21 protein-coding genes are annotated in these 24,000 nt (G+C 70.8%); 13 read left to right on the top strand and 8 right to left on the bottom strand.

Translation table 11 applies throughout. The features are described 5' to 3' along the window. Window positions 1-39 precede the first annotated feature (39 nt). Both ABDK56_RS12775 and ABDK56_RS12770 read left to right on the top strand, forming a co-directional pair. Window positions 40-423: a MerR family transcriptional regulator gene (locus tag ABDK56_RS12775; RefSeq protein ID WP_349808667.1), complete on the top strand. Its 384-nt coding sequence runs from the start codon at window positions 40-42 to the stop codon at window positions 421-423. A 1-nt stretch (window position 424) separates the two neighbouring features. Beyond that, window positions 425-2,218, top strand: coding sequence for an acyl-CoA dehydrogenase C-terminal domain-containing protein (locus tag ABDK56_RS12770; protein WP_349808666.1), 1,794 nt, complete (start codon window positions 425-427; stop codon window positions 2,216-2,218). A gap of 38 nt (window positions 2,219-2,256) precedes the next feature. On the opposite strand, the gene ABDK56_RS12765 is transcribed toward ABDK56_RS12770, so the two are convergent. After that, entirely contained in the window at window positions 2,257-4,926 is a 2,670-nt protein-coding gene (locus ABDK56_RS12765) for a putative bifunctional diguanylate cyclase/phosphodiesterase (protein WP_349808665.1), read from the bottom strand. Window positions 4,927-5,130: 204 nt separating this feature from the next. Beyond that, window positions 5,131-6,393 (bottom strand): MFS transporter, encoded by a 1,263-nt coding sequence (locus ABDK56_RS12760; protein ID WP_349808719.1) that lies wholly within the window; start codon window positions 6,391-6,393, stop codon window positions 5,131-5,133. A gap of 100 nt (window positions 6,394-6,493) precedes the next feature. Between ABDK56_RS12760 and ABDK56_RS12755 the strand changes: the two genes are divergently transcribed. Further along, on the top strand, window positions 6,494-8,272 hold the full coding sequence (locus ABDK56_RS12755) for a DUF885 domain-containing protein (RefSeq protein WP_349808664.1): 1,779 nt from the start codon (window positions 6,494-6,496) through the stop codon (window positions 8,270-8,272). 4 nt (window positions 8,273-8,276) lie between these two features. Here ABDK56_RS12755 and ABDK56_RS12750 read toward each other — a convergent pair whose 3' ends face one another. The 4 genes from ABDK56_RS12750 to ABDK56_RS12735 all read right to left on the bottom strand — a co-directional run bounded on the left by ABDK56_RS12750 (window position 8,277) and on the right by ABDK56_RS12735 (window position 12,220). After that, the gene (locus tag ABDK56_RS12750; RefSeq protein ID WP_349808663.1) at window positions 8,277-9,083 is read right to left on the bottom strand and encodes a methyltransferase domain-containing protein; all 807 of its coding nucleotides are present in this window, start codon (window positions 9,081-9,083) and stop codon (window positions 8,277-8,279) included. Between the two features lie 59 nt (window positions 9,084-9,142). Next, window positions 9,143-9,844: a hypothetical protein gene (locus ABDK56_RS12745; protein WP_349808662.1), complete on the bottom strand. Its 702-nt coding sequence runs from the start codon at window positions 9,842-9,844 to the stop codon at window positions 9,143-9,145. 63 nt (window positions 9,845-9,907) lie between these two features. Continuing rightward, complete coding sequence (locus ABDK56_RS12740) at window positions 9,908-10,786, bottom strand: alpha/beta fold hydrolase (protein ID WP_349808661.1); 879 nt, start codon at window positions 10,784-10,786, stop codon at window positions 9,908-9,910. Window positions 10,787-10,861: 75 nt separating this feature from the next. Continuing rightward, window positions 10,862-12,220, bottom strand: coding sequence for an HD-GYP domain-containing protein (locus ABDK56_RS12735; RefSeq protein ID WP_349808660.1), 1,359 nt, complete (start codon window positions 12,218-12,220; stop codon window positions 10,862-10,864). A gap of 91 nt (window positions 12,221-12,311) precedes the next feature. On the opposite strand from ABDK56_RS12735, the gene radA reads away from it, so the two are divergent. The 7 genes from radA (at window position 12,312) to ABDK56_RS12700 (ending at window position 19,496) form a co-directional block, all read left to right on the top strand. Next, entirely contained in the window at window positions 12,312-13,676 is a 1,365-nt protein-coding gene (gene radA, locus ABDK56_RS12730; protein WP_349808659.1) for a DNA repair protein RadA, read from the top strand. Window positions 13,677-13,812: 136 nt separating this feature from the next. Then, the gene (locus tag ABDK56_RS12725) at window positions 13,813-13,995 is read left to right on the top strand and encodes a hypothetical protein (protein ID WP_349808658.1); all 183 of its coding nucleotides are present in this window, start codon (window positions 13,813-13,815) and stop codon (window positions 13,993-13,995) included. A gap of 55 nt (window positions 13,996-14,050) precedes the next feature. Next, window positions 14,051-15,451 carry an MFS transporter gene (locus tag ABDK56_RS12720; protein WP_349808657.1) on the top strand — a complete coding sequence of 467 codons (1,401 nt, stop codon included), beginning with the start codon at window positions 14,051-14,053 and terminating at the stop codon, window positions 15,449-15,451. 28 nt (window positions 15,452-15,479) lie between these two features. Beyond that, window positions 15,480-15,992, top strand: coding sequence for a CvpA family protein (locus ABDK56_RS12715; protein ID WP_349808656.1), 513 nt, complete (start codon window positions 15,480-15,482; stop codon window positions 15,990-15,992). After that, a complete protein-coding gene (gene cysS, locus ABDK56_RS12710; protein ID WP_349808655.1) occupies window positions 15,989-17,293 on the top strand; it encodes a cysteine--tRNA ligase in 1,305 nt (434 codons plus the stop codon). Before ABDK56_RS12715 ends, cysS begins: the two co-directional genes overlap by 4 nt. Continuing rightward, entirely contained in the window at window positions 17,290-17,709 is a 420-nt protein-coding gene (locus tag ABDK56_RS12705) for an iron-sulfur cluster assembly scaffold protein (protein ID WP_349808654.1), read from the top strand. The genes cysS and ABDK56_RS12705 overlap by 4 nt, the downstream gene beginning before the upstream one ends. Further along, window positions 17,706-19,496, top strand: a complete 1,791-nt coding sequence (locus ABDK56_RS12700; protein WP_349808653.1) for a cation:proton antiporter domain-containing protein — start codon at window positions 17,706-17,708, stop codon at window positions 19,494-19,496. Before ABDK56_RS12705 ends, ABDK56_RS12700 begins: the two co-directional genes overlap by 4 nt. A gap of 19 nt (window positions 19,497-19,515) precedes the next feature. On the opposite strand, the gene aroB is transcribed toward ABDK56_RS12700, so the two are convergent. Next, complete coding sequence (gene aroB / locus ABDK56_RS12695; RefSeq protein ID WP_349808652.1) at window positions 19,516-20,574, bottom strand: 3-dehydroquinate synthase; 1,059 nt, start codon at window positions 20,572-20,574, stop codon at window positions 19,516-19,518. After that, complete coding sequence (locus ABDK56_RS12690) at window positions 20,571-21,113, bottom strand: shikimate kinase (protein WP_349808651.1); 543 nt, start codon at window positions 21,111-21,113, stop codon at window positions 20,571-20,573. Before ABDK56_RS12690 ends, aroB begins: the two co-directional genes overlap by 4 nt. Before the next feature lie 65 nt (window positions 21,114-21,178). Between ABDK56_RS12690 and ABDK56_RS12685 the strand changes: the two genes are divergently transcribed. Genes ABDK56_RS12685 through ABDK56_RS12675 form a run of 3 tightly spaced genes read left to right on the top strand, consistent with a single transcriptional unit; the run spans window position 21,179 to window position 23,994 of the window. Continuing rightward, window positions 21,179-21,313: a hypothetical protein gene (locus ABDK56_RS12685; protein ID WP_349808650.1), complete on the top strand. Its 135-nt coding sequence runs from the start codon at window positions 21,179-21,181 to the stop codon at window positions 21,311-21,313. After that, window positions 21,303-23,111 carry a hypothetical protein gene (locus ABDK56_RS12680; RefSeq protein ID WP_349808649.1) on the top strand — a complete coding sequence of 603 codons (1,809 nt, stop codon included), beginning with the start codon at window positions 21,303-21,305 and terminating at the stop codon, window positions 23,109-23,111. The genes ABDK56_RS12685 and ABDK56_RS12680 overlap by 11 nt, the downstream gene beginning before the upstream one ends. 7 nt (window positions 23,112-23,118) lie before the next feature. Then, on the top strand, window positions 23,119-23,994 hold the full coding sequence (locus ABDK56_RS12675) for a tyrosine-type recombinase/integrase (protein ID WP_349808718.1): 876 nt from the start codon (window positions 23,119-23,121) through the stop codon (window positions 23,992-23,994). Window positions 23,995-24,000 lie beyond the last annotated feature (6 nt).

Raw genomic sequence — 24,000 nt, 5'->3', positions numbered from 1 at the left:
GCAATTGACCTTTACGTGAACGTAAGGCATGGCCGACCCATGCTTCAGCACAAGACTCATTATTCAATCGGCGAGATGGGCGACGAATTCTCGGTCACTGCCCGCGCGCTGCGCTTCTACGAGGACGAATCGCTGATCCATCCCGAACGGCGGGGGACCCAGCGACTCTATACCGACCGCGACCGCGCCCGGCTGGCGTGGATCCTGCGCGGCAAACGGGTCGGGCTGAGCCTCACCGACATCAAGGAACTGCTCGACCTCTACGACCTCGGCGACGGGCGCGAGACCCAGCGCCTCAAGACGATCGAGCGCTGCCGCTCGCAGGTCGAGCGGCTCGAACGCCAGCGCGTCGACATCGACGCGACCATCGCCGAACTCAACGAATTCATCGCCCTCATCGCGGGCGACAAGGGAGAGGAATAAGATGCCGACCTACACCGCCCCGGTGCGCGATACCCAATATGTCCTCGACCATGTCGTCGGGCTCCAGAATTATTCGAACCTCCCCGGCTTCGCCGACGCGACCCCCGACATGGTCGAGGCGATCCTGACCGAGGCGGGGCGCTTCTGCTCCGAAGTGCTCCAGCCGCTGAACCAGGTCGGCGACCGCCACGGCTGCAAGCGCGCCGACGACGGCTCGGTCACCACCCCGCCGGGCTTCAAGGAAGCGTGGGAACAGTTCACCGCTGGCGGCTGGACCACGCTCCACGCCCCGACCGAATATGGCGGGCAGGGGCTCCCGTCGGCGCTCGCCACCGCGGTCGCCGAATATCTCGGCAGCGCCAACCATAGCTTCGAAATGTACAACGGCCTGACCCAGGGGGCGATCAGTTCGCTGCTGGTCAAGGGCAGCGACGAGCAGAAGGCGAAATACGTTCCCAACATGGTCGCGGGAAAATGGACCGGGACGATGAACCTGACCGAGCCGCACTGCGGTACCGACCTCGGCCTCTTGAAAACCAAGGCGGTGCCGAACGACGACGGCAGCTACGCCATCACCGGGACCAAGATCTTCATCTCGTCGGGCGACCATGACCTGGCCGAGAACATCATCCACCTCGTCCTCGCCAAGATCGAGGGCGCGCCCGACACGGTGAAGGGCATCTCGCTGTTCGTGGTGCCCAAGTTCATCGTCGAGGAGGACGGCTCGCTCGGCGCGCGCAACGCGGTCAGCTGCGGCTCGCTCGAACACAAGATGGGCATCCACGGCAACGCGACCTGCGTGATGAACTATGACGGCGCGACCGGCTGGCTGGTCGGCGAGCCCGAAAAGGGGCTGGCGGCGATGTTCATCATGATGAACGCGGCGCGGCTCGGCGTCGGCCTGCAGGGCCTCGCGCAGGGCGAGGTCGCCTACCAGAACGCGGTCACCTACGCGAAGGACCGGCGGCAGGGCCGCGCACTCCATCCCGAGGCGCGCGACACCAGCGCCAAGGCCGACCCGCTGTTCGTCCACCCCGACGTGCGGCGGATGCTGATGGAGGCCAAGGCGTTCAACGAGGGCGCGCGCGCGCTGATCCTGTGGGGCGCGCTCCAGGTCGACCTCACCCGCAAGGCCCCCGACGAGGAGGCGCGCCAGGCGGCCGACGACCTCGTCAGCCTGCTCACCCCGGTGATCAAGGGCTACCTCACCGACCGCGGGTTCGAGACCGCGGTCAACATGCAGCAGGTCTATGGCGGCCACGGCTATATCGCCGAATGGGGGATGGAACAGTTCGTCCGCGACGCCCGCATCGCCCAGATCTACGAAGGCACCAACGGCATCCAGGCGATGGACCTCGTCGGGCGCAAGCTCGGCCAGAACGGCGGGCGCGGGGTGCAGGCGCTGTTCAAGGCGGTGGCCGACGACATCGCCAAGGCGCGCGCGGCGGGCGATCCGGCGGGGATCGCCGAGCCGCTCGAAAAGGCGCTCCAGCACCTCCAGGGCGCGACGATGTGGCTGGCGCAGAACGGCATGGCCGATCCCGACAATGCCGGGGCCGGCGCCTACGCCTACATGCAGCTGATGGGGCTGGTCGCGCTCGGCTGGATGTGGACGCGGATGGCGACCGCTTCGGCCCCGCTCGCCGAGGGCGATTCGTTCCACGCGACCAAGCTCGCCACCGCGCGCTTCTTCGCCACGCGCGAACTGCCGCTGGCGGGCGCGCATCGCCGCCGGGTCGAGGCGGGGGCCGAAACCGTCATGGCGCTCCCGGTCGAGGCGTTTGAGGTCGCCTGACGGCGCTGGCGAAGTCGCTCAGGGCGTGAGGCGGCGGGTCAGCCCGCCGCCAGGTCGCGCTGCTGGTTGACGTACCACGGGGTCAGCATCGCCGAGGGCGCCCTCTTCTCGACCTTGGGCGCAAGCCGCGTCAGGTCGAACGCCTCGGTGAACTGGACCCCGAAGCGTCCCGCTTGCGCCCAGCGCACCGTGCCGACCACCGGGCCGACCCCGACGATATCGATCGTCAGCATCCCGCCCGGGCTGACCGGGCGGTCGCTTTCGACCAGCGCGCCCATCGCCGAGATGTTGCGCAGGCGGATCTCGGTCGGCTTGCCGTCGATCGCCGCCATCGCCCGGCGCATCAGCCGTTGGCGCGGCTCGCGGATGCAAGAGAAGCCGTCGGCCTCGGCATGCGCCTTGGTCGCGACCTCGGACGCATCGACCGCGCGCATCGGCTTGCCGAAGATGTAGCCCTGGACCTGGCTGACCCCCAGCTCGCGGATCAGCGCGAGGTCGTCGTGGGTCTCGACCCCCTCGGCGGTGGTGTCCATGCCCAGCGTCTCGGCCAGCGTCACGATCGCGCGGATGATCGCCGAGTTGCGGTTGGTCGAGCTCGCCGCCCCGCGAACGAAGCTCTGGTCGATCTTGATCTTGTCGAACGGCGCCTTGCGCAGGTAGCCGAGCGAGGAATAGCCGGTCCCGAAATCGTCGAGCGCGAGCCGCACTCCGAGCGCCTTCAGGCGCGCGAAGGTGTCGTCGGTGGCGTCGCTGTCGGTCAGGAACACGCCCTCGGTGATCTCGAGTTCGAGCCGCTCGGCGCGGACCTTCGAGGCGTCGAGCGCGCTCGACACGAGGTCGACGATGCCCGGATCGTTGAACTGGATCGGCGACAGGTTGACCGCGATCCGCACCGCGTCGGGCCATTTCGCCGCGTCGCTCAGCGCGGTGCGAAGCACGAACTCGCCAATCCGCGGGATCAGCCCCGACTCCTCGGCCAGCGGGATGAACCGCTCGGGGCTGACCGGCCCGCGGGTCGGGTGGTTCCAGCGGACCAGCGCCTCGAACCCGGCGACTTCCTCGCTCGCCGAACGGACGATCGGCTGGTAGGCGACCCACAGCTCGCCGCGGTCGATCGCCTGGCGCAAATCGTTCTCGAGCACCTGCCGGTCCGACGCCTCGGAGTGCATCGAGGCTTCGTAGAACTTGTGCTTGCCGCGCCCCGCCGCCTTGGCCGCGTAGAGCGCGAGGTCGGCGTTGCGGATCAGGCTGTCGGCGCAGCTGCGCTCGGGGTCGCCGATCGCGATCCCGACCGACGCGCCGATCTGCACGCGGTGACCCTCGATCTGGTAGGGGCGGCTGACCTGGTCGATCAGCGTGCGCGCCAGCGATTCGAGCAGCCCGGTCTCGACCGTGCCCGGGAGCACCGCCTTGAACTCGTCGCCCCCCAGACGCCCGACCTGGCCGTGATCGCCGATCGCCAGCTTCAGCCGCTCGGCGACCTGGCGCAACAGCGCGTCGCCGATCGGGTGGCCGAGCGTGTCGTTGACGTTCTTGAACCGGTCGAGATCGATCAGGAACAGGGTGCAGCCCTTGCGGCGGAAGCCGGCGTTGCGGAGCGCTTCCTCGAGCGTCTGGCGCATCATCGCCCGGTTGGGCAGCCCGGTCAGCGAATCGAACCGGGCGAGGCGGCTGATCTCCTGCTCGTTGCGGCGCTGTTCGGTGAGGTCGGTGCCAATCCCGCGAAAGCCGAGGAAGCGCCCGCGCTGGTCGAAGATCGGGTTGCCCGACAGCGACCAGTGGACGTCGTCGTTGGTCGCCGCGCGCACCACCACGTCGCTGAACGGGAATCGCGCCGACAGGTGGAAGCCGAGCGTCCGTTCCTCGCGCATCACGTCGCCGTTCTGGTCGACCGACAGCAGGTCGGTGAACTGGCGCCCCAACAGCGCGTCGGGATGGGTGTGGAAATCGTCGGCCAGCTGCTGCGAGACGTAGCTCAGCGTCCCCCGGCTGTTGGTCTCCCAGAACCAGCCGCGCCCCGAATTCTCGAACTCGGTCACGAAATGGAGCGCTTTTCGCGCCTCGTGGGCGAGCGCGAGCCGCTGGCGCGCATTGGCGATCATCGTGCGCGCCCCGACCACCGAATAGCCGACCACCAGCAGCGACAGCGCCGCGATCGATCCGGCGAACAGCGGATTGTCGCTGAACAATGCGGTGCCGATCGTCCCGACCACCGCGCTGACCACCGCCAGCGGCGGCGATTCGATCGACACGATCGCCGCGGCGGTGATGCTGGTGCCGATCAGCAGCGGCAACATCGGCCCGCCGTTCATCGCCGGGATCCACGACGACAGGTGCGCGAAGAAGCTCATCATCAGCCCCGACAGGCCGACCAACAACCCGATCGCCAGAGTCACCGTGCGCGGGTTGAGCTGGTGCCGCCGGGCGAGGCTGAGCAGCGCGAAGCCCGCCGCGTCGCAGCCGAGCGCGAGCGCGACCGTGCCGAACACGTACATCGCGTGGATCGACCCGAACTCGCCTCGGCTGAGCACCACCACCGCGGCAAGGCACAGCAGGTGGGCGATGCCGAGCAGCAGCGGGACATGGTTGAGCTGCGCGACGCGCTGCGCGGCGATCGCCTCATGCTCCTCGGTGTCGGGCGAGCGAATGTCGAAGAACAGGCCCTCCGCGAGCCCGCCCTTCTCGTCCGAGGGCGCGCTGCGGGTCACGGAATCGGCGAAACGTCCTCTACGCATCCTGGTCCACTCAATTTTCTGGTCGACTTCGGATTATATGAACGGGATTAAGAAAGCCTTCCGCCCGACGCTCACCGCGATGTTAACCACGCGCGCGTCGAAGACGGTGCCAGCAGGAGAAAACGGCGATTTATGGAAGCGCTTCCGCGCCGATTCCGACCGGTCGCAGAACCCCCGTTAACCGCTCGTTGAATTCGCGTTTACGGGCAGCTCGAAGCTCCGCGCGCGGCGCAGCTCGGGGAAAATCCGAGCCCACAGCAGCACCACCAGCACCGCCCCGATCCCGCCGCCGACCACCGCCACCACCGGGCCGACCGCCGCGGCGAGGAAGCCGCTCTCGGCCTCGCCCAGCTCGTTCGAGGCCGAAATGAACACCATCGACACCGCCGACACCCGTCCGCGCATCGCGTCGGGGGTGTAGAGCTGGATCAGCGACTGGCGGACGTAGACGCTCAGCATGTCGGCCGCGCCGAGCAGCGCGAGCATGGCGAGGCTTAGCGGCATCGAGCGCGACAGGCCGAACACCACCGTCGCCACCCCGAATACCGCGACCGCGACCAGCATCTTGACCCCGACATTGGTCTTTAATGGCCGGAACGCGAACCACATTGCGGTCAGCGTCGCCCCCGCCGCGGGCGCGGCGCGCAGGTGGCCCAGCCCCTCGGGCCCGGCATGGAGGATGTCGCGCGCATAGACCGGCAGCATCGCCGTCGCCCCACCGAGCAGCACCGCGAACAGGTCGAGGCTGATCGCACCGAGCACCAGCCGGTTGGCGCGGACATATTTCAGCCCCTCGACCATCATCGTCCACGGGTGCGACCGCTCGCCCTCGTCGGGCATGGCGATCCGCGGCAGCGCGAACAGCATCGCGAGGCTCAGGCCGAACAGCCCGGTCGAGATCCAGTAGGGCAGGGCGGCGCCAACCGCATAGGCATAGCCGCCGAGCGCGGGCCCGACGATCGTGCCCACCTGCCACGCGATCGACGACAGCGCGATCGCGCGCGGCAATATCTCGCGCGGGACGAGGTTGGGGGCGAGCGCCGACAGCGCCGGCCCGGCGAAGGCGCGCGCGACGCCGAGCAGCGCGGCGATGACGTAGAGGAACTCGAGGCTCTTGCCCCCCGCGCCGGCATGGACCGCGAGCGCCGCCGCGCAGGCGAGGTCGAGCGCGATCGCCGCGCGCGCGATCCACCGCCGGTCGACCCGGTCGGCGGTCCACCCGGCGACGAGGCTGAGCAGGAACAGCGGCAGGAACTGGACCAGCCCGACCAGCCCGAGCCGGAGCGCCGCCGCCTCGATCCCCATGCTCGCCCGCGCGATGTCATAGACCTGCCAGCCGATGACGATGACCATCGCCAGCTGCCCGATCGTGCCCGCCAGCCGGGCGACGAAATAATGGCGGAAGGCGGGGATGCGCAGCGGTTCGGGAAGGATCGCCATCGCCGCCTCGCGTAGGGGCACCGGTTGCGATCCGCAACCGCTTGCGCATCGCCCGCGCTGCGGCCATCGTCACGCCTCCGGAATGTCAGGGAGTTCGGCCATGCGTGTCCTGCCCAAATTCGTCGCCGCCGCCAGCCTGCTCGCGCTCGTCGCGGGCTGCGCCACCGTCCCGCCCCCCGCGCCGCCCCCGCCGATGGCCGAGGCGATGCCGCCGCCGACCGTCCCGCCGCCCCCGCCGCCGCGTCACGACGAGTTCAAGGCGTTCACCGCCGCCTATATCGAGCAGGCATTCAAGTTCAGCCCGACCTTCGCGGTGGCGCAGGGCCGCCACGAATATGACGGGCAGGTCGACGACGTCTCGCCCGCGTCGATCGCCGCGCAGATCGCGTGGCTCAAGGGCGCGATCGCCGCCGCGCAGGGCTTCGAGGATTTCCAGCTGACCCCGAGCGAGCGGTTCGAGCGCGACTACCTCATCGCCAAGGCGAAGGGCCAGCTGTTCTGGATCGACCCGACCGAGGGCGACCAGCCGCACCGCAATCCCGCCTTCTACACCGGGCTGGTCGACCCGTCGGTCTACGTCACCGTCCCCTATGCCGCGCCCGAGGTTCGGCTGAAGGGCTATATCGGCATGCTCCAGCGGGTGCCCGCGACGCTGGCGCAGATGCGCGCCAACCTGACGACGCCGCTCCCGCTCGCCTATGTCGACTATGCCAAGAACGCGTTCAGTGGCTACGTCGACTATTATCCGGGAGACGGGCTCGCCGCGTGGAAGGGGGTCGGCACCGCCGCCGACCAGGCCGCGCTCAAGGCCGCCACCGCCGGCGCGCTCGCCGCGGCGAAGCAGACCGTCGCTTGGATCGAGGGCCAGCGCGCCACCGCCGGGACCAACTTCGCGCTCGGCGCCCCGACCTTCCAGCGGATGCTCGCCGATACCGAGATGGTGACCACGCCGCTGCCCGAGCTCCAGCGAATCGGCGAGGCCGACCTCGCCTCGAACCAGGCGCTGCTCAGGACCGCCTGTTCGCGCTACGCGCCGGGCCGGTCGGTCGAGGCGTGCATGGCGAAGATGAACGCCGACAAGCCGGTCGGCGGCGCGGTCGCCGGGGCGCGCGCGCAGCTCGCCGGGCTCAAGCAGTTCATCATCGCCCACGACATCGTCACCATCCCCGGGACCGAGGAGGCGAAGGTCGACGAGGCACCGCCCTACAACCGGCAGAACTTCGCCTACATCAACATCCCCGGCCCCTACGAAAAGGGGCTGCCCTCGACCTATTACATCGCCCCGCCCGACCCGAAATGGCCCAAGGCCGAGCGCGACGCCTTCGTCCCCGGACAGGCCGACCTGCTGTTCACCTCCGTCCACGAGGTATGGCCCGGCCACTTCCTCAATTTCCTCCATTCGAACCGCAGCCAGTTCCTGTTCGGTCGCGTGTTCGTCGGCTACGCTTTCGCCGAAGGCTGGGCGCATTACACCGAGGAGATGATGCGCGTCGCCGGGGTCGGCGGCGGGACCGACGAGATCATGATCGGCCAGCTGTCGAACGCGTTGCTCCGCGACTGCCGCTTCCTGAGCGCGATCGGGCTTCATTCGGGAACGATGACGCTCCAGCAGAGCCACGACCTGTTCAAGACGCAATGCTACCAGGACGAGGGCACCGCCAAGCAGCAGGCGCTGCGCGGCACTTACGACCCGGCCTACCTCAACTACACGCTGGGCAAGCTGATGATCCGGAAGCTTCGCGACGACTGGATCGCGACCCGCGGCGGGCGGACGGCGTGGAAGGCGTTCCACGACCAGTTTTTGAGCTACGGCGGCCCGCCGATCCCGCTGGTCCGCCAGCAGATGATGGCCGAGCCGGGCGCGAAGGCGGTGTTCTGACCGCCTAGCGCTGGGCGGTCACCACCAGCGCGGTCATGCTCGCCGCGATCCGGCCCTCGCCGTCGCTGACCTCGGCGAGCGCGCCGCGCGCCGCGGCCAGCGCGCGGTCGAGCGCGCCCGCGCCGTGCGCCTCGATCTCGGCGCGCAGCGGGCTGCCGAGCACCAGCCCGTCGGCGGCGCTGCGCGCGTCGAGCGCGCCGTGGGACAGGGTGATCCGCTCGACCGACACCAGCTCGAACCCGCCCGCCTCGCACTCGGCGATCACCCGGTCGGCGTCGTGGTGGCCGAACGGGGTGCGCGCGAGGAATTGCGGCGGGTCGCCGGGGAACACCGCCCCGACCGCGCGGTGAACGCAGGCGCTGACCGGGTTCTCGTCGAGGCTGCCCCAAAGCGTCGCGACCAGCGGCGCGCCCGGTTTCAGCACCCGCGCCGCCTCGGCATAACCCTTCACCCGGTCGGGGAAGAACATGATCCCGAACTGGCAGGCGGCGGCGTCGAAGCTCTCGTCGTCGAACGGCAGCGCGGTCGCGTCGGCCGCCGCGAAGGTGATGCGCCGATTCTCCCCGGTGTCGCGCGCCGCCACGTCGAGCATCGCCTCGTTGAGGTCGGTCGCGACGATCTGCGCGTCGGGACAGGCCTCGGCCAGCGCGCGGGTGACCACCCCGGTGCCCGCCGCGGTCTCGAGGATGCGGGCCGGGCGCGCCGCCGCCACCCGCCGCGCGACCAGCTCGGCCCATGGCGCGAACAGCAGCGGCACGAGGTCGCGCGCATACATCTCGGGGACGTTTCCGGTGAAGGCGGCATCGCTCACGATCATGGCCTCCCTTGGTCGGGGAGCCTTCCTACACCCAAATGCACCGCGCCGATATGTCAGGCGTAAAAGATGTCGCCCACCATATGCCGATCGGGTCGCACCTGGTCGATCCGCAGGCATTTGACCGGGGCGGCGTTGATCCGCCGATCGTCGGGCTTCAGCCGCAGGTCGATCGTCAGCGACTGGTCCAGCCACTGCCGCGCGGCAACCGTCAGCATCCGGTTCTCCGACCGCGCGGCCGAGATGGCGGCGGCGAGCCGGTCGCGGCTGATCGAATCCATTTGCGGGTGGTTCTGGATCGTGCGGACGCTGTTCCAGCTGTCGAACTCGTCCTCGTTGAGCTTCTGGATACGCTGCCCGAACCCGAACAGGTTGGCGTAAACGCTGCGCGACCCGGGGTCGAAATGCGCGATCGCGCCCGAGGCGGAGGCTGCTTCCCACGACGACGACTGGAACGGGCGATAGGGCGCGCCCAGATAGAGATTGACCGGGCCGACCCGCTCCTTGTCGATCTCGGCGTCGAGCTGGTCGAGCCGCCGCGCAATGCACGCCGACACCTTGATCCGCTCGAGCATGTAGATCCGCATGTCGTAGAGCTGCTCGTCCATCGTCTGCCGCGCATCGCCCACCTGGCTCGCCCAGTCGCGCGCCTGCACGACCTCGTTGGCGACCAGCGCGATCAGAACGCCGATCACCACGATCGCGACTTCGAACAGGAAATGACGGGATCGCTCGCCCGTCCTCGGGACACGCAACATACACCCCCCACCGCAGACGGGGCGACGCTACACGCGCCGCCCCGCCGCGCAAGGGGGACTGGCTTATGCCTCGGCGGTGAGCGGAATCGCGCTCTTCGACGTTGCGCCCTGTCCGCCTGTCTCGTCGAGGAAGGAGGTGAGGTCGTCGATCAGCCGCTCCTTGTCGCTGCCGAACACGCCGTGCGCGCTGCCGTCATATTCGACCAGCTTGGCGCCCGGCACCGCCTTGGCGACCGCGCGTCCGGTGGCGTCGATCGGCACGGTCTTGTCGGCGGTGCCGTGGATCACCAGCGTCGGCACGGTGAAGGCGGCGAGGTCGCCGCGGAAGTCGGTCGTCGCGAACGCCTGTGCCGCCGCCAGCGTGGGGCGAAGCCCGGCCATCAGGGCCTGCCGCTGGAAATCGCCGAGCACCCCGTCGCTCACCGGGCTCGCCATCCAGCCGACCCCGAAGAAGTCCTTGGCGAAGTCCTGCATGAAGCCCGCGCGGTCCTTCTTCATCCCTGCGGTCATCTCGTCGAAGGTCGACTGCGGCACACCATTGGGATTGTCGTCGGTCTTGAGCATGTAGGGCACGACCGAGCTGACCAGCGCCGCCGCCCAGACCCGGTTCGCGCCCTGCTTCTTCAGGAAGCGCGCGACCTCGCCGCCGCCCATCGAGAAGCCGACCAGCGCGACCGGCTCGGCGATTCCCGCATCCTCGAGCACCGCCGCGACGTCGTCGGCGAAGGTGTCGTAATCATAGCCGTCCCACGGCTGGTCCGACCGCCCGAACCCGCGCCGGTCGGGAACGATCGCGCGATAACCCTTGTCGGCCAGCGCGACCGCGACGTCGTCGAAGCTGTCGCCGGTCAGCGGCCAGCCGTGCATCAGCACCACCGGGCGGCCCTTGCCCCAGTCCTTGTAGTAAAGCCTGGTTCCGTCTTTTGCCTTGGCATAGGCCATCACGCGTCTCCTGTGTGGGGGAAAGATGCGCGATTAACGAACGGGGGATGGGCGGCGTTGCGCGGCCCGTCGCGGTCAGCGGGGCAGCGACCGCAACGCGGCGAGGCAGTCGGGATCGACACCGCTCCCTTCGCTCTCGGCCATGATCGCCAGCGCGCGCTCGGCGCTCATCGCCCCGCGATAGGGCCGGTCGGCCGTCAGCGCGTCGTAGAAATCGCAGGCGGTGATGATCCGCGTCTCGATCCCGATCTGACCGCCCTTGAGCCCGAGCGGGTAGCCGGTCCCGTCGATCCGCTCGTGGTGCGCGGCGGCGATCGGCGCGAGCTCCTCGAACAGGCTCAGCCGCCCCAGGATCCGCCGGGTGTGCGCGGCATGGTCCCGCATCACCCGCCATTCCTCCTCGTCGAGCGCGCCGGGCTTGTCGAGGATGCGGTTCGACACGCCGAGCTTGCCGATGTCGTGGAGCAGCGCCCCGCGCCGAAGCCAGCGCCGCCGCTCGGGCGCGATCCCGATCGCTTCGGCGACATGGTCGGCAAAGTCGGCGACCCGCCCCGAATGGCCGCTGGTATAGGGGCTCTTGGCGTCGATCACCGCGCCGAACGCGGCGGCGATCTCGTCGAGATAATCCTCGTCGACCGTCTCGATCCGCTCGCTCGCGACGCTCGCCATCAGCTTCGCCTCGAGCAGCGGCGAGCCGAGCGAGGCCCACGGCTCGCCCCCCTCGGGCAGCGCGAGCAGCGCGTCGACCAGCGCCGGGTCGAACCAGCTTCCCCGCCGCCGCGCGATCTCGGCGCGCGCCGCCGCGACCCCGTCCTCGCGCGCGAACACCTCGGCGACCTGCCCCATCAACGCGATCCGCGCGAACAGCGGGATCGCCTCGCCCGCCAGCCGTGCCGGCTTGCCCGCCCCGTCCCAATGCTCGTCGAGGCTGTAGACCCCCTCGACCACCACGCGCGGCATCCGCAGCCGCCGCGCGATGTCGGCGCCGCGCTCGCAGCGGGTGGCGATCATCTCGTGGGCGATTTGCGGTCCGTTGCGCAGGATGTTGGCAATCGCCTTCCCGCGCCGAAGCGCGCCCGCCCCCGCGCCGGTGCGGCGGAAGACGAAGCCGAGCACCTCGGGCAGCGCATCGCCGACCCGCTTATAGTCGCGTTTGAAGCCGAGGTCGTCGGCGAGGTAGACTTGCGCGATCCGCGCCGCGTTGCTGCTGCACCCGAGGTCCTTGAGCAGGATGCAGTGGACGAGGTCGCCGAGCGCCGCCGCGTCGAGCCCCACCGCCGCCCCGAGGGCGCGGCCGATCCACGCCGCGCGCAGGCAATGGCCCTCGGGCTGCCCCTCAGTGACGTCGAGCGCGTGGCTGAAGGCGGCGACCACCTCGGTCAAGGAAACGACGGGGACGGCGAGCGACACAGACGGCGGGCGGAAATATTCCATTCCCGCTCCATGCGCTCGCCCAAGTAAACAAAAATATAACGCGATCGACCCGGGCCTTCCCGTTCGCGCTTCGTTCCGTTAAACCCGCGCGATGGCGAAGGCGAAGAAGCGGTATGTCTGTCAGGCGTGCGGATCGGTGACGACCCGCTGGCAGGGCCAGTGCGTCGACTGCGCCGAATGGAACACGCTGGTCGAGGAAGCGGCGCAGGTCTCGACCGTGTTCGCGGCCAAGCACGACCTTCAGGGCGGCGGGCGGACGGTCGAGCTATTGGGGCTCGACGCCAACGTCGCGCTGCCCGAACGGATCGCCAGCGGACTCGCCGAGTTCGACCGCGCGGTCGGCGGCGGAATCGTCCCAGGGTCGGCGATGCTGGTCGGCGGCGATCCGGGCGTCGGAAAGTCGACCCTGTTGCTCCAAGTCGCGGCCAAGGTCGCCGAGCGCGGCCTGCCGGTGATCTACGTCTCGGGCGAGGAAGCCGCCGACCAGGTCCGGCTGCGCGCGCTCCGCCTCGGGCTCGGCCGCTCGCCGGTGCGGCTGGCGGCGGCGACCAGCGTCCGCGACATCCTCACCACGGTCGGCGACGCGCCCCCCGCGCTGCTCGTCATCGATTCGATCCAGACGATGCATAGCGACCTGATCGAGGGCGCGCCGGGCACGGTCAGCCAGGTCCGCGCCTCGGCGCACGAGCTGATCCGCTTCGCCAAGGAGCGCGGCACCGCGCTGATCCTCGTCGGCCACGTCACCAAGGACGGCAGCATCGCCGGCCCGCGCGTGCTCGAACATATGGTCGACGCGGTGCTGGGGTTCGAGGGCGACCGCAGCCACCAGTATCGGATCCTTCGCGCCAACAAGAACCGCTTCGGCGGCACCGACGAGATCGGCGTGTTCGCGATGGAAGGGGCGGGGCTCGCCGAGGTCCCCAACCCCAGCGCCCTGTTCCTCACCGACCGCGGCGAGCCGGTCAGCGGCACCAGCGTCTTCCCGGCGATGGAGGGCACCCGCCCGGTGCTTCTCGAACTCCAGGCGCTGACCGTCCGCCTCGCCAGCGGCGCGACCCCGCGGCGAAGCGCGGTCGGCTGGGACAGCGGGCGCCTCGCGATGGTGCTCGCGGTGCTCGAGGCGCGCTGCGGGCTGAGCTTCGCGTCGTGCGAGGTCTATCTCAACGTCGCCGGCGGTTACCGGCTGCAGGACCCGGGGGCGGATCTCGCGGTCGCCGCCGCGCTGGTCAGCGCGCTTAGCGAGCGCCCGGTCCCGGCCGGCGCCGTGGCGCTCGGCGAAATCGCGCTGTCGGGCGAGATCCGCCCCGTCGCGCACGCCCCGCTGCGCCTCAAGGAAGCCGCCAAGCTCGGCTTCGACTCGGCGTGGGTCCCGGCCGGAATCGACGGCCCCGCCACGCTGAAGCTCGAGCGCTTCGCCCACCTGCGCCAGCTGGTCGACCGAATCCTCGGCCGATAAATTACGCAAATTGGCGAAATTAGGTCGCGCAGCCCGCCCGTGCTACATATGTTCCATCGGGCAGCCGACTGTATGCGAGCCTTGCCCGATGAGAGAATTGACGATCTCCCGCTTGCGTATCCGAGGAGCCGGTCTCGTGTCCGAAGACCAGAAATATTACAGCGACCGCGCCGATGAGCATCGCCAGTCGTCGGCCGACGCCGCGAGCGAGCATATCGCCGAGATCCATGACGAGCTGGCCGCGCGCTATGAAGCGCTTCGGGCCGAGCTCGACAAGGCCGCGCCGACGCTGAAGCTCGTTTCGCCCCGCAAAGCCTGACCTTTCGCGCCGCCTGACCTTTCGCGACGCCCCCGGCTCGGCTAGCGCGCCGCGCGTGACCAGCGACGCGCCCGACGGCCTCCCGATACCCCGCCGCTACCGGTCGATGGCCGCGATCTGGCTCGCGCTGGCGATGGCGGTGCTCGACGGGGCGATCGCCAACGTCGCGCTGCCGACCATCGCCGCCGACCTGGGCGCCAGCCCGGCGACCTCGGTGTGGGTGATCAACGCCTACCAGCTGACGATCACCGTCCTCCTGCTCCCGCTCGCCGCGCTCGGTGACAAGCTCGGCTATCGCCGGGTCTATCTTCCGGGACTCGTGCTGTTCACGATCGGCTCGGCGGGGTGCGCGCTTTCGCACAGCCTCGGCATGCTGATCGCGGCGCGGGTGTTCCAGGGCGTCGGCGCGGCGTGCATCATGAGCATGAACGCCGCGCTGGTCCGCGACACCTACCCGGCCAGGATGCTCGGCCGGGCGATCGGCTACAACGCGATGGTGCTGTCGGCGTGCGCGGCGGCGGGGCCGTCGATCGCCTCGCTGATCCTGACGCTTGGCAAGTGGCCGTGGCTGTTCCTGATCAACCTGCCGATCGGGGTCGCCGCGCTGGCGATCGGGCGCAAGGCGCTGCCCGACCCGCGCCGCCACGACGTCGCGCTCGACGCGCCCGCCGGGCTGCTCGCGGCGGGGATGATGGGGCTGACCGTGTTCGGCGGCGAACTCGCCGCGCGCGCCGACGGGAAGGTGGGGGCCGCGCTGGTCGCCGCCGGGATCGCATGCGCGGTGCTGCTGGTCCGGCGCAAAAAGGGCAAGGACGCCCCGCTGTTCCCGCTCGACCTGCTCGGCATCCGCCTGTTCCGCCTGTCGATCATGACCTCGGTGATCAGCTTCGCCGCGCAGATGCTGACCTTTGTCGCCTTGCCGTTCCTGCTCCAGTCGGTGCTTGGGCGAAGCGTGGTCGCGACCGGGCTGCTGATGACCCCGTGGCCGATCGCGCTCGGCATCGCCGCTTCCTTCTCGGGGCGGCTGGCGGACAAGGTGCCCTCGGGACTGCTCGGCGGGATCGGGCTGGCGCTGATGGCGGTCGCGCTGTTCGCGCTCGCCCATCTCGGCAGTGCGCCCAGCAATTTCGCGATCGGCTGGCGGATGGCGCTCGCCGGGCTCGGCTTCGGGCTGTTCCAGTCGCCCAACAACCGCACCATCGTCGCCACCGCCCCGCGCCGCCGCTCGGGCGCCGCCGGGGGGATGCTGGCGACCGCTCGGCTGACCGGGCAGACGATCGGCGCGGTGACCGTCGCCGCCGCCTTCCACCTCGCGGGCGTCAAGGCGACCCCGACGCTGTTCCTCGCCGCCAGCATCGCCTCGCTCGCCGCCGCCGCGGTCAGCCTGCTCCGGCTCGGCGAGCAGGCGGGGGCGAAGCGCGCCGCCGACCAGCACCACGCCGCGCTGCTCGACTAGCGCGCGCCCGCTTGCTAGCGCGCCCTTCATGACCGCGCTCGACATCTTCGTCCTCTTGACGCTCGGCGGCGCGGCGCTGGTCGGCTTCGTCCGCGGCTTCGCGCACGAAGTGCTCGCGCTGATGGCGTGGATCGTCGCGGTGGTCGCCTTGAAGCTGCTTCACACGCCGCTGACCACCAAGCTCACGCCGATGGTCGGGTCGAGCGCCGGGGCGGCGGTGCTCGCCTTCGCGCTGCTGTTCCTGCCCTTCTACCTCGGCACCCGGATCTTCGCCCGCGCGGTGGGGATGCGCACCCGCCGCTCGATCCTCGGCCCGGTCGACCGGGTGCTCGGCGGCGGCTTCGGGATGCTCAAGGGGCTGATCGGCGCGACGCTCGTCTTCCTCATCGCCAACCTCGGCGTCGACATGATCTACGGCGGCGCCGCGCCGCGCCCCGACTGGATGCGAAAGAGCCGAACCTATCCGCTGCTCAACGCCAGCGGCAAGGCGATCGTCGACTGGGTCTCGACCCGCCAGCACCCGAAAGTCCCGATCGAATGATTCGCCTTTACGACACGATGCGCCGCGAGAAGCGCGACTTCACCCCGCAGGACCCGAAGCGGATCACCATGTATGTCTGCGGCCCGACCGTCTACGGCCGCGCGCACATCGGCAACGCCCGCCCGGCGGTGGTGTTCGACACGCTCGCCCGGCTGATCCGGCACACCTACGGCGCCGACAGCCTGACCTATGCCCGCAACGTCACCGACGTCGACGACAAGATCATCGCCGCGGCGGCGGAAGAAGGCGTCGACCCGTCGGTGATCACCGAACGCTACGAGGCGCATTACCTCGCCGACATGGGCGCGCTCGGCGTCCGGCCGCCCGACCTCGCCCCCCACGCCACCGCCGAGATCGGCCCGATGGTGGCGATGATCGGCGAGCTGGTCGCCAGGGGCCACGCCTATGCCGCGGAAGGCCACGTCCTCTTCTCGGTCCCGAGCGACCCCGACTATGGCGCACTATCCCGCCGCGACCGCGACGCGATGATCGCCGGCGCGCGGGTCGAGGTCGCCCCCTACAAGCGCGACCCGGCCGACTTCGTGCTGTGGAAGCCCGCCAGGGAGGGCGAGATCGCGTGGGACAGCCCGTGGGGCAGGGGCCGTCCCGGCTGGCACATCGAGTGCAGCGCGATGATCCGCGCGCACCTCGGTGAGACGATCGACATCCATGGCGGCGGGCTCGACCTCATCTTTCCCCACCACGAGAACGAGATCGCGCAGAGCCGCTGCGCCCACGGCGGCGCGCCGCTGGCCAACTACTGGGTCCACAACGGCTTCGTCGACATGGGCGCGGAAAAGATGAGCAAGAGCCTCGGCAACGTCGTGACGCCCGAGGTGCTGCTGAAGAAACACAAGGGCGAGACGCTCCGCCTCGCGCTGCTGTCGGCGCATTATCGCCAGCCGCTGCCGTGGACCGAGAGCCTCGTCGCGCAGGCCAAGGCGACGCTCGACGGGCTCTACCGCCGCGCCGGCGATGTCACGCCGGGCGAGCCCGACGCGGGCGTGGTCGAGGCGCTCGGCGACGACCTCAATACCCCGCTCGCACTGTCGCGGCTCGGCCAGCTCGATGACCCGGCGGCCGTCCGGGGCAGCGCGATGCTGCTCGGCCTGCTCGGCGACAGCGCCGACGGCTGGTTCCGCGGGGAGGGCGGGGACGACGTCGACGCCCGCATCGTCGAGCGCGATGCCGCGAAAAAGGCGCGTGACTTCGCCACCGCCGACCGGATCCGCGACGAATTGAAGGCCGAGGGCATATTGCTCGAGGATTCGCCGACCGGCACGACGTGGCGGCGCGCGTGAACGCCCCCTTGTACACCCGCGACCTGCTTCGCCTCGCCGCCGACACCCACGGGCGCGTCGCTTTCGCCGACTTGTCCGACGCGCAGATCCTCCGCTCGCCGACCTGCGGCAGCCGCCTCGCGACCCGCGTCAGCCTCGACGAGGCGGGCCGGGTCGCGCGGATCGAACAGGCGGTCGAGGCGTGCGCCTTCGGGCAGGCCGCCGCCGCGCTGGTCGCCGCCCACGCCCCCGGCCACAGCCTCGCCGACGCCCGCGCCGCCGAGGCCGCGGTCGCCGCCTGGCTCGCGGGCGAGAGTGACGCCGAGCCATGGCCCGGCCTTTCCGCGCTCGATGCGGCGCGCGCGCGCGCCGCGCGCCACGGCGCGATCCTTTTGCCCTTCCGGTCATTCGCTCGCGCGATCGAGGTCGCGCGATGAACGACCCGCACGCCGCCGCCGCCGCGACCAGCCAGCTGCTCGAAGCCGGGGCGGTGCTGCTCGGCGCCGGGCTGCTGTTCGTGCTGCTGTTCCGCAAGCTCCGGCTCGGCGCGACGCTCGGCTATATCGTCGGCGGCGCCGTGATCGGCCCGCAGCTGCTCCACCTCGTGCGCGATCCCAATTCGCTGTCGGGGCTGACCGAGCTCGGCATCGCGCTGCTGCTGTTCATCGTCGGGCTCGAGCTCCAGCCGAGCCGGCTGTGGCGGCTGCGCAATTTGATCTTCGGGCTCGGCCTCGCGCAGGTCGTGCTCGCCGGGCTCGCGCTCAGCCTGTTCGTCCGGCTCGCCTTCCACCCCAGCTGGGAAGCGGCGCTGGCGATCGGCCTGCCGCTCGCGCTGTCCTCGACCGCGCAGGTGCTGCCGATGCTCCGTTCGGCGGGGATGATGAACACCCCGCGCGGCGAGCGGGCGTTCGCCATCCTGCTGTTCCAGGACCTCAGCATCGTGCCGCTGATCACGCTGGTCGCGGCGATGAGCCGGGTCCAGCCCGACCCCGGCGCGCCGACCGGGCTCAAGCTGGCGGCGATGACCGTCGGCGCGGTGGTCGCGCTGGTCGTCGTCGGGCGGCTGCTGCTCGGCCCGCTGTTCCGGCTGGTCGGGCGGATCGCCGACCAGGAACTGTTCGTCTTCGCCGGGCTGTTCGTGGTGATGGCGGTGTCGGCGGCGATGCACTCGCTCGGTCTGTCGGTCCCGCTCGGCGCGTTCGTCGCCGGGGTGATGCTCGCCGAAAGCCCTTACCGGCACGAGCTCGAAAGCGACGTCGAGCCGTTCCGCTCGCTGCTGCTCGGGCTGTTCTTCCTGTCGGTCGGGATGGGGCTCGACCTGTCGGTGATCGCCGCGCGTCCGCTGGTCGTGGTCGGGGTCGCGCTCGGGGTGGTGGTAATCAAGGCGCTGGTGATGATGGTGCTGGCGCGCGGATTCGGCGCGCCGTGGCACCGCGCGCTCCGCCTCGGCCTGCTGTTGAGCCAGGCGGGCGAATTCGGCTTCGTGCTGTTCGCGCAGGCGGCGGCGGGACAGCTGATCACCCCCGAGGCCGCGTCGATGTTCAGCGCGGTGGTGGTGCTGTCGATGGTCACCACCCCGCTCCTTATGCGGCTGACCGACTATCTCGACCGGCGCGAGGAGCGTCGCGACGACCTCGCGGGGCCCGAGGAATCGCCCGACACCCCGGTGATCGTCGTCGGCTACGGCCGCTTCGGCCAGACGGTGACCCAGATGATGATGGCCAAGAGCATCAAGGTCACGGTGATCGACACCGATGCCGAGATGATCGATGTCGCCGCCAGCTTCGGCCAGCCGGTCTATTATGGCGACGGCACGCGGGTCGACCTGCTCACCACCGCGGGGGCCGACCGGGCGCGCGCGATCCTGTTCTGCAACGACGGCGACGCGCTAAACCGCGAGACGATGACCCGCATCCTGAAGGCCTTTCCCGACGCCAGGGTGATGGCGCGGGTGTTCGACCGGCGGCAGCTGATCGACCTGCGCGGGCTCGGGCTGGTCGCGGCGCAGCGCGAGCTGTTCGAAAGCGCGGTCAAGATGGGGCGCAAGGCGCTCGCGCTCGCCGGGATCGAGCCGTCGGAGATCGACCGGGTCGAGGAGGAATATCGCGCGCGCGACTGCGAGCGGCTCGAGGCGCAGGCGCACACCGGCAACCTTCGCGCGGGACTCGAACGATCGTTCGGCCCCGACCGCGCGCTCGACGAAGAGGACGAGACGACCGGCTAGGCGGTCGCCAAAAGCTTCTCTAGGCGGTCGCCAGGAACGCCCGCACCCGCTCGGCCGGCACCCCGCGCGCGACGAACGCCTGGCCGATGCCGTGCGCCAGGATCAGCGTCAGCCCGGCGCCCTCGTTCTTCTTGTCGCTTGCCATGTGGCGGACCAGCGCCTCGCCCGGCACCCCGGCCTGCGCGAGGCTGGTCGGCAGCCCGGCCTTCGCCAGCAACGCCTCGAGCCGCGACGCCTCGCCCGCGCCGCCATGGCCGAGCGCGGCGGAAAAGCGCAGCGCGAGGACCATTCCGATGCCGACCGCCTCACCGTGGAGCAGCCGCCCGATCCCCGCCTCGGCCTCGATCGCGTGGCCGAAGCTGTGGCCGAGGTTGAGCAGCGCGCGCTGTCCCTTGAGGTCGCGCTCGTCGCCGGTCACCATCCGCGCCTTCGCTCGGATCGAGGTCGCGACCGCGTGGGCGAGATGGTCGGCGTGGCCGCCGAGCACGTCGCCGCCATGGTCCTCGAGCCAGGCGAAGAAGCCGGCGTCGTCGATCACGCCATATTTGACCACCTCGGCGAAGCCGCTCCGCATCTGGCGCGAATCGAGCGTCGCGAGCAGCGCCGGGTCGGCGAGCACCAGCGCGGGGGCGTGGAAGGTGCCGACGAGGTTCTTCTGCCCGGCGAAGTCGATCGCGGTCTTGCCGCCGACCGCGCTGTCGGCCTGCGCGAGCAGGGTAGTGGGGACGTGGACCACCGGGATGCCGCGCTTGAACAGCGCCGCCGCCAGCCCGGCGAGGTCGCCGACCGACCCCCCGCCCAGCGCGAGCAGCGGGGTCGCGCGGTCGGGGTCGAGCTCGGCCAGCCGGCGGAGCAGCTCGTGGAGCACCGGCCAGTCCTTGGCCTCCTCGCCGTCGGGGACGAGCAGCGGAACGGTGTCGAACCGGTCGCGGATCGCGGGGCCGTGTAGCCCCCACACCCGCTCGTCGCTGACCACCGCCAGCCGCCCGGGCACGCGCAGATCTTCAAGCCCCGCGGCGAGCGGCCCGACCCGCACGTCATAGCCCGCCGGCCCCTCGCCGACCCTGATCCTCGTCATCGCTTCAGCCATTCCCCGACCGCCTTCATCACGTCCTCGACCACCGTGCCGTGCGCCCCGGTGCCGCTGACGATGCGGATATGCGCCTCGGCATAGGCATGTCGGCGCGCCTCGGCCAGCCGCGCGAGGATTTCCTCGGGATCGCCGACCTTGAGCATCGGCCGGTTGTTGCGCCGCGCGGTCCGCTCGGCGAGCACCCGCACCGGGGCGTCGAGCCAGACCGTCACCGCCTTCTGGTTGAGCAGCGCGCGGGTGTCGGGGTCGACGAACGCCCCGCCGCCGGTGGCGATCACCCGCACCGTCCCGTCGATCAGCCGCGCCACCACCCGCCGCTCGCCGTCGCGGAACGCGGGTTCGCCATAGCGTTCGAAGATCTCGGCGGTGGTCTGCCCGCCATTGGCTTCCTCGATCGCCACGTCGCTGTCGATGAACGGCAGCCCCAACCGCCGCGCCAGCCGGCGGCCGACGGTCGACTTGCCCGCCCCCATCAGGCCGACGAGGACGATCGGGCGGTCGAGGCGGGCCGTCAGACTTTCCATCGCAACGGGGCTATACATAAGGGCGTCGGGTCGGGCAAAAGCGCGCGGCAAGCCAAGGTGAAGAGGTGACGATGCGCGGTCTGGTGGTGTTGGTGGTCCTGTTGATCCTGCTCGTCGGCGGCGCCTGGTTCCTGTCGGGGCGCGCGAGGCCGCAACCCGTCCACACCATCGAGACCAACGTCACCGCCAATGCCGCGTAAGACGATCGCGCTCGGGATCGCCGCGGTCGCGCTGGCGGCCGGAGCGGCGCTGGCGCAGCAACAGCAGTCGCCCCAGTCGATCCTGCCGCCGGGCTTTGGCGAGCCGGCCAAGCCCGCCGCCCCGGCGCAGGCGGCGCCCGCCAATCCCGCGACTCCCGCCGCCGACCAGCCGTCGCCCGACGCCTCGCCGGTCGACGACCAGGTGGTGACCACCAGCGACGTCGCCGACACGACCACCGACCAGCCCGCCTATGTCCCGCAGGCCGAATACCCGGCCGGCGCGCGCCGCGACCCCGACGAGGCCGGGGTGCTCGACCCCGAGACGCTCGGGCTCGGCGCGCAGCCGTGGGGCCGCGCGAGCGGGGGCTTCCTCGAGATACTGCTGCGGCGGATGGATACGCCGCTCGCCTCGCGCTGGGGGCATATCGCGCTTCGCGACGCGCTGATGGTCAAGGGCCCGCCGCCGGGCGGGGTCAGCCCCGCCGACTGGGTCGCCGAGCGCGCGTGGCTGCTGCTCAGGATGGGCGAGGCCGACGCGGCGCGGCTGGTGATGGCCTCGATCGACACCGACCAGTTCACCCCCAAGGCGGCGCAGGTCGCCGAACAGGTCGCGCTGGCGACCAGCGACCCGAGCGCGCTGTGCGCGATCAAGGACGATCTCGCCCAGCTCGACAAGCCGGTCGCGCCGATGATCGGGGCGATGTGCGCCGCGCTGTCGGGATCGTCCGAGCAGGCGTCGGCCGACATCGACCAGGCGCGCCGCCGCGGGCGGCTCGACCCGATCGACCTGTCGCTCGCCGACAAGGTGGTCGGCGCCAGCGCCGATACCTCGCGCGCGGTGACGATCGAATGGGACCCGGTGACCTCGCTCAACGCGTGGCGCTACGGGCTTGCCACCGCGACCGGGATGATGCCCCCCGACCGGCTGGTCGACGCCGCCTCGCCGCAGCTGAAGGCGTGGCTGGCGCGATCGCCGATCTTTCCCGCCGCGGCGCGGCTCAACTCGGCGCGGGTGGCGGCGGCGCTCGGCGTCTTTTCGTCCGACGCCTATGTCGACCTCTTGTCGGCGGTGTACGACGCGACCGACCCGGACGAGCTGGCCAACACCGACGCGTGGAAGCTTCGCCAGGCTTATGTCGGCAAGGACGACGGCGCGCGGCTCGACGCGATGCGCGACCTGTGGCGCGGCAAGCAGGGCGACAATAAGGGCGACGAGCGATTGGCCGCGCAACTGCTGACCGCGCGCGCGGCGACGCTGATCACCCCCGACAAGAAATGGTCGTCGGACGCCCCCGACCTCGTCGCGGCGATGCTCGGCGCGGGCTTCGACCGGCAGGCGGCGCGCTGGTTCAAGGTGGTCGAGCAGCTCGACGACAAGGACAGCGACCGGGTGTGGGCGATGCTCGCGCTCGGCGCTCCCGACGGGTCGATCGAGGTCGATTCGGGCCGGATCGACGATTTCGCCGGGCGCGACGACAGCAAGGACCACCAGCGCACCGCGCTGCTGGTCGCCGGGCTGGCCGGGCTGGGGCGGATCGACGCCGCGACCGCGGGTCGGTTCGACAGCAAATATGGCCTCGGCCTCGCGCAGCGGACCAAGCTGACCAGCCTGGTCGACGGCGCGGCGGCGCGGCGGCAGGCGGGGACCGCGGTGGTACTCGCCGCGACCTCGCTCCAGGCGCCGACGATCAAGGCGCTGCCCGCGCTCTATTTCTACCACGCGGTCCATGCGCTGCGGGTGGTCGGGCAGGGCTTCGACGCGCGGATGGTCGCCGCCGAGGCGCTGGCGCGGGCCTGACCCGGTGATTGCCGACGACCGGCTGCTGGTCGACCGGTTCCTCGAGATGATGGCCGCCGAGGCGGGCTCGTCGCCAAACACGCTCGCCGCCTATCGCAGCGACCTTACCGCCGCGGCGGGCGACCTCGGCCGGCTCGAAACCGCCGACACCGACGCGCTCGGCACGCTCGGCGAGGCATGGGCGGGGCTCGCCCCGGCGACGGTGGCGCGGCGCGCGGCGGCGCTGCGGCGCTTTTTCGGCTTCCTGTTCGACGAGGGGTTTCGCCCCGACGACCCCAGCGCCGCGCTGCCGCGCCCGAGCCTTCGCCGCCCGCTGCCCAAGATCCTCGACACCCACGAGGTCGAGGCGATGTTCGCCGCCGCCGAGGAACGCGCGGCGAGCGGCCAGCCGGTCGCGGTGCGCAACCTCGCGCTGCTCGAGCTGCTCTACGGCTCGGGGCTTCGCGCGACCGAGCTGGTCAGCCTGCCGCGCCGCGCGGTGCGCCCCGGCCAGCCGTTCCTGATGCTCCGCGGCAAGGGCGACAAGGAACGGCTCGCCCCCGTCTCGGGCCGCGCGGCCAGCGCGGTCGAGGCGTGGCTGAAGCTGGCCCCGGCGGACGGGCCGTGGCTGTTTCCGAGCGGAAAGAAGCACCTGTCGCGGGTGCGGCTCTACCAGCTGGTCCGCGCGATGGGGGCCGACGCGGGCATCCCCCCCGAACGGATCAGCCCGCACGTCCTTCGCCACGCCTTCGCCACCCACCTGCTCGCGGGCGGGGCGGACCTTCGCGTGCTCCAGTCGCTGCTCGGCCACGCCGACATCGCCACCACGCAGATCTACACCCACGTCGATGCCGGGCGGCTGGTCGAGCTGGTCAATGCGCGCCATCCGCTGGCGCAGCGTTGACCTCGC

Source organism: Sphingomonas sp. ASV193, assembly GCF_040203355.1.
In the GTDB taxonomy this organism is placed as follows: Bacteria; Pseudomonadota; Alphaproteobacteria; order Sphingomonadales; family Sphingomonadaceae; genus Sphingomicrobium.
The sequence above is the reverse complement of the archived record's forward strand: the minus strand, read 5'-3'. Positions and strand labels throughout refer to the sequence as shown.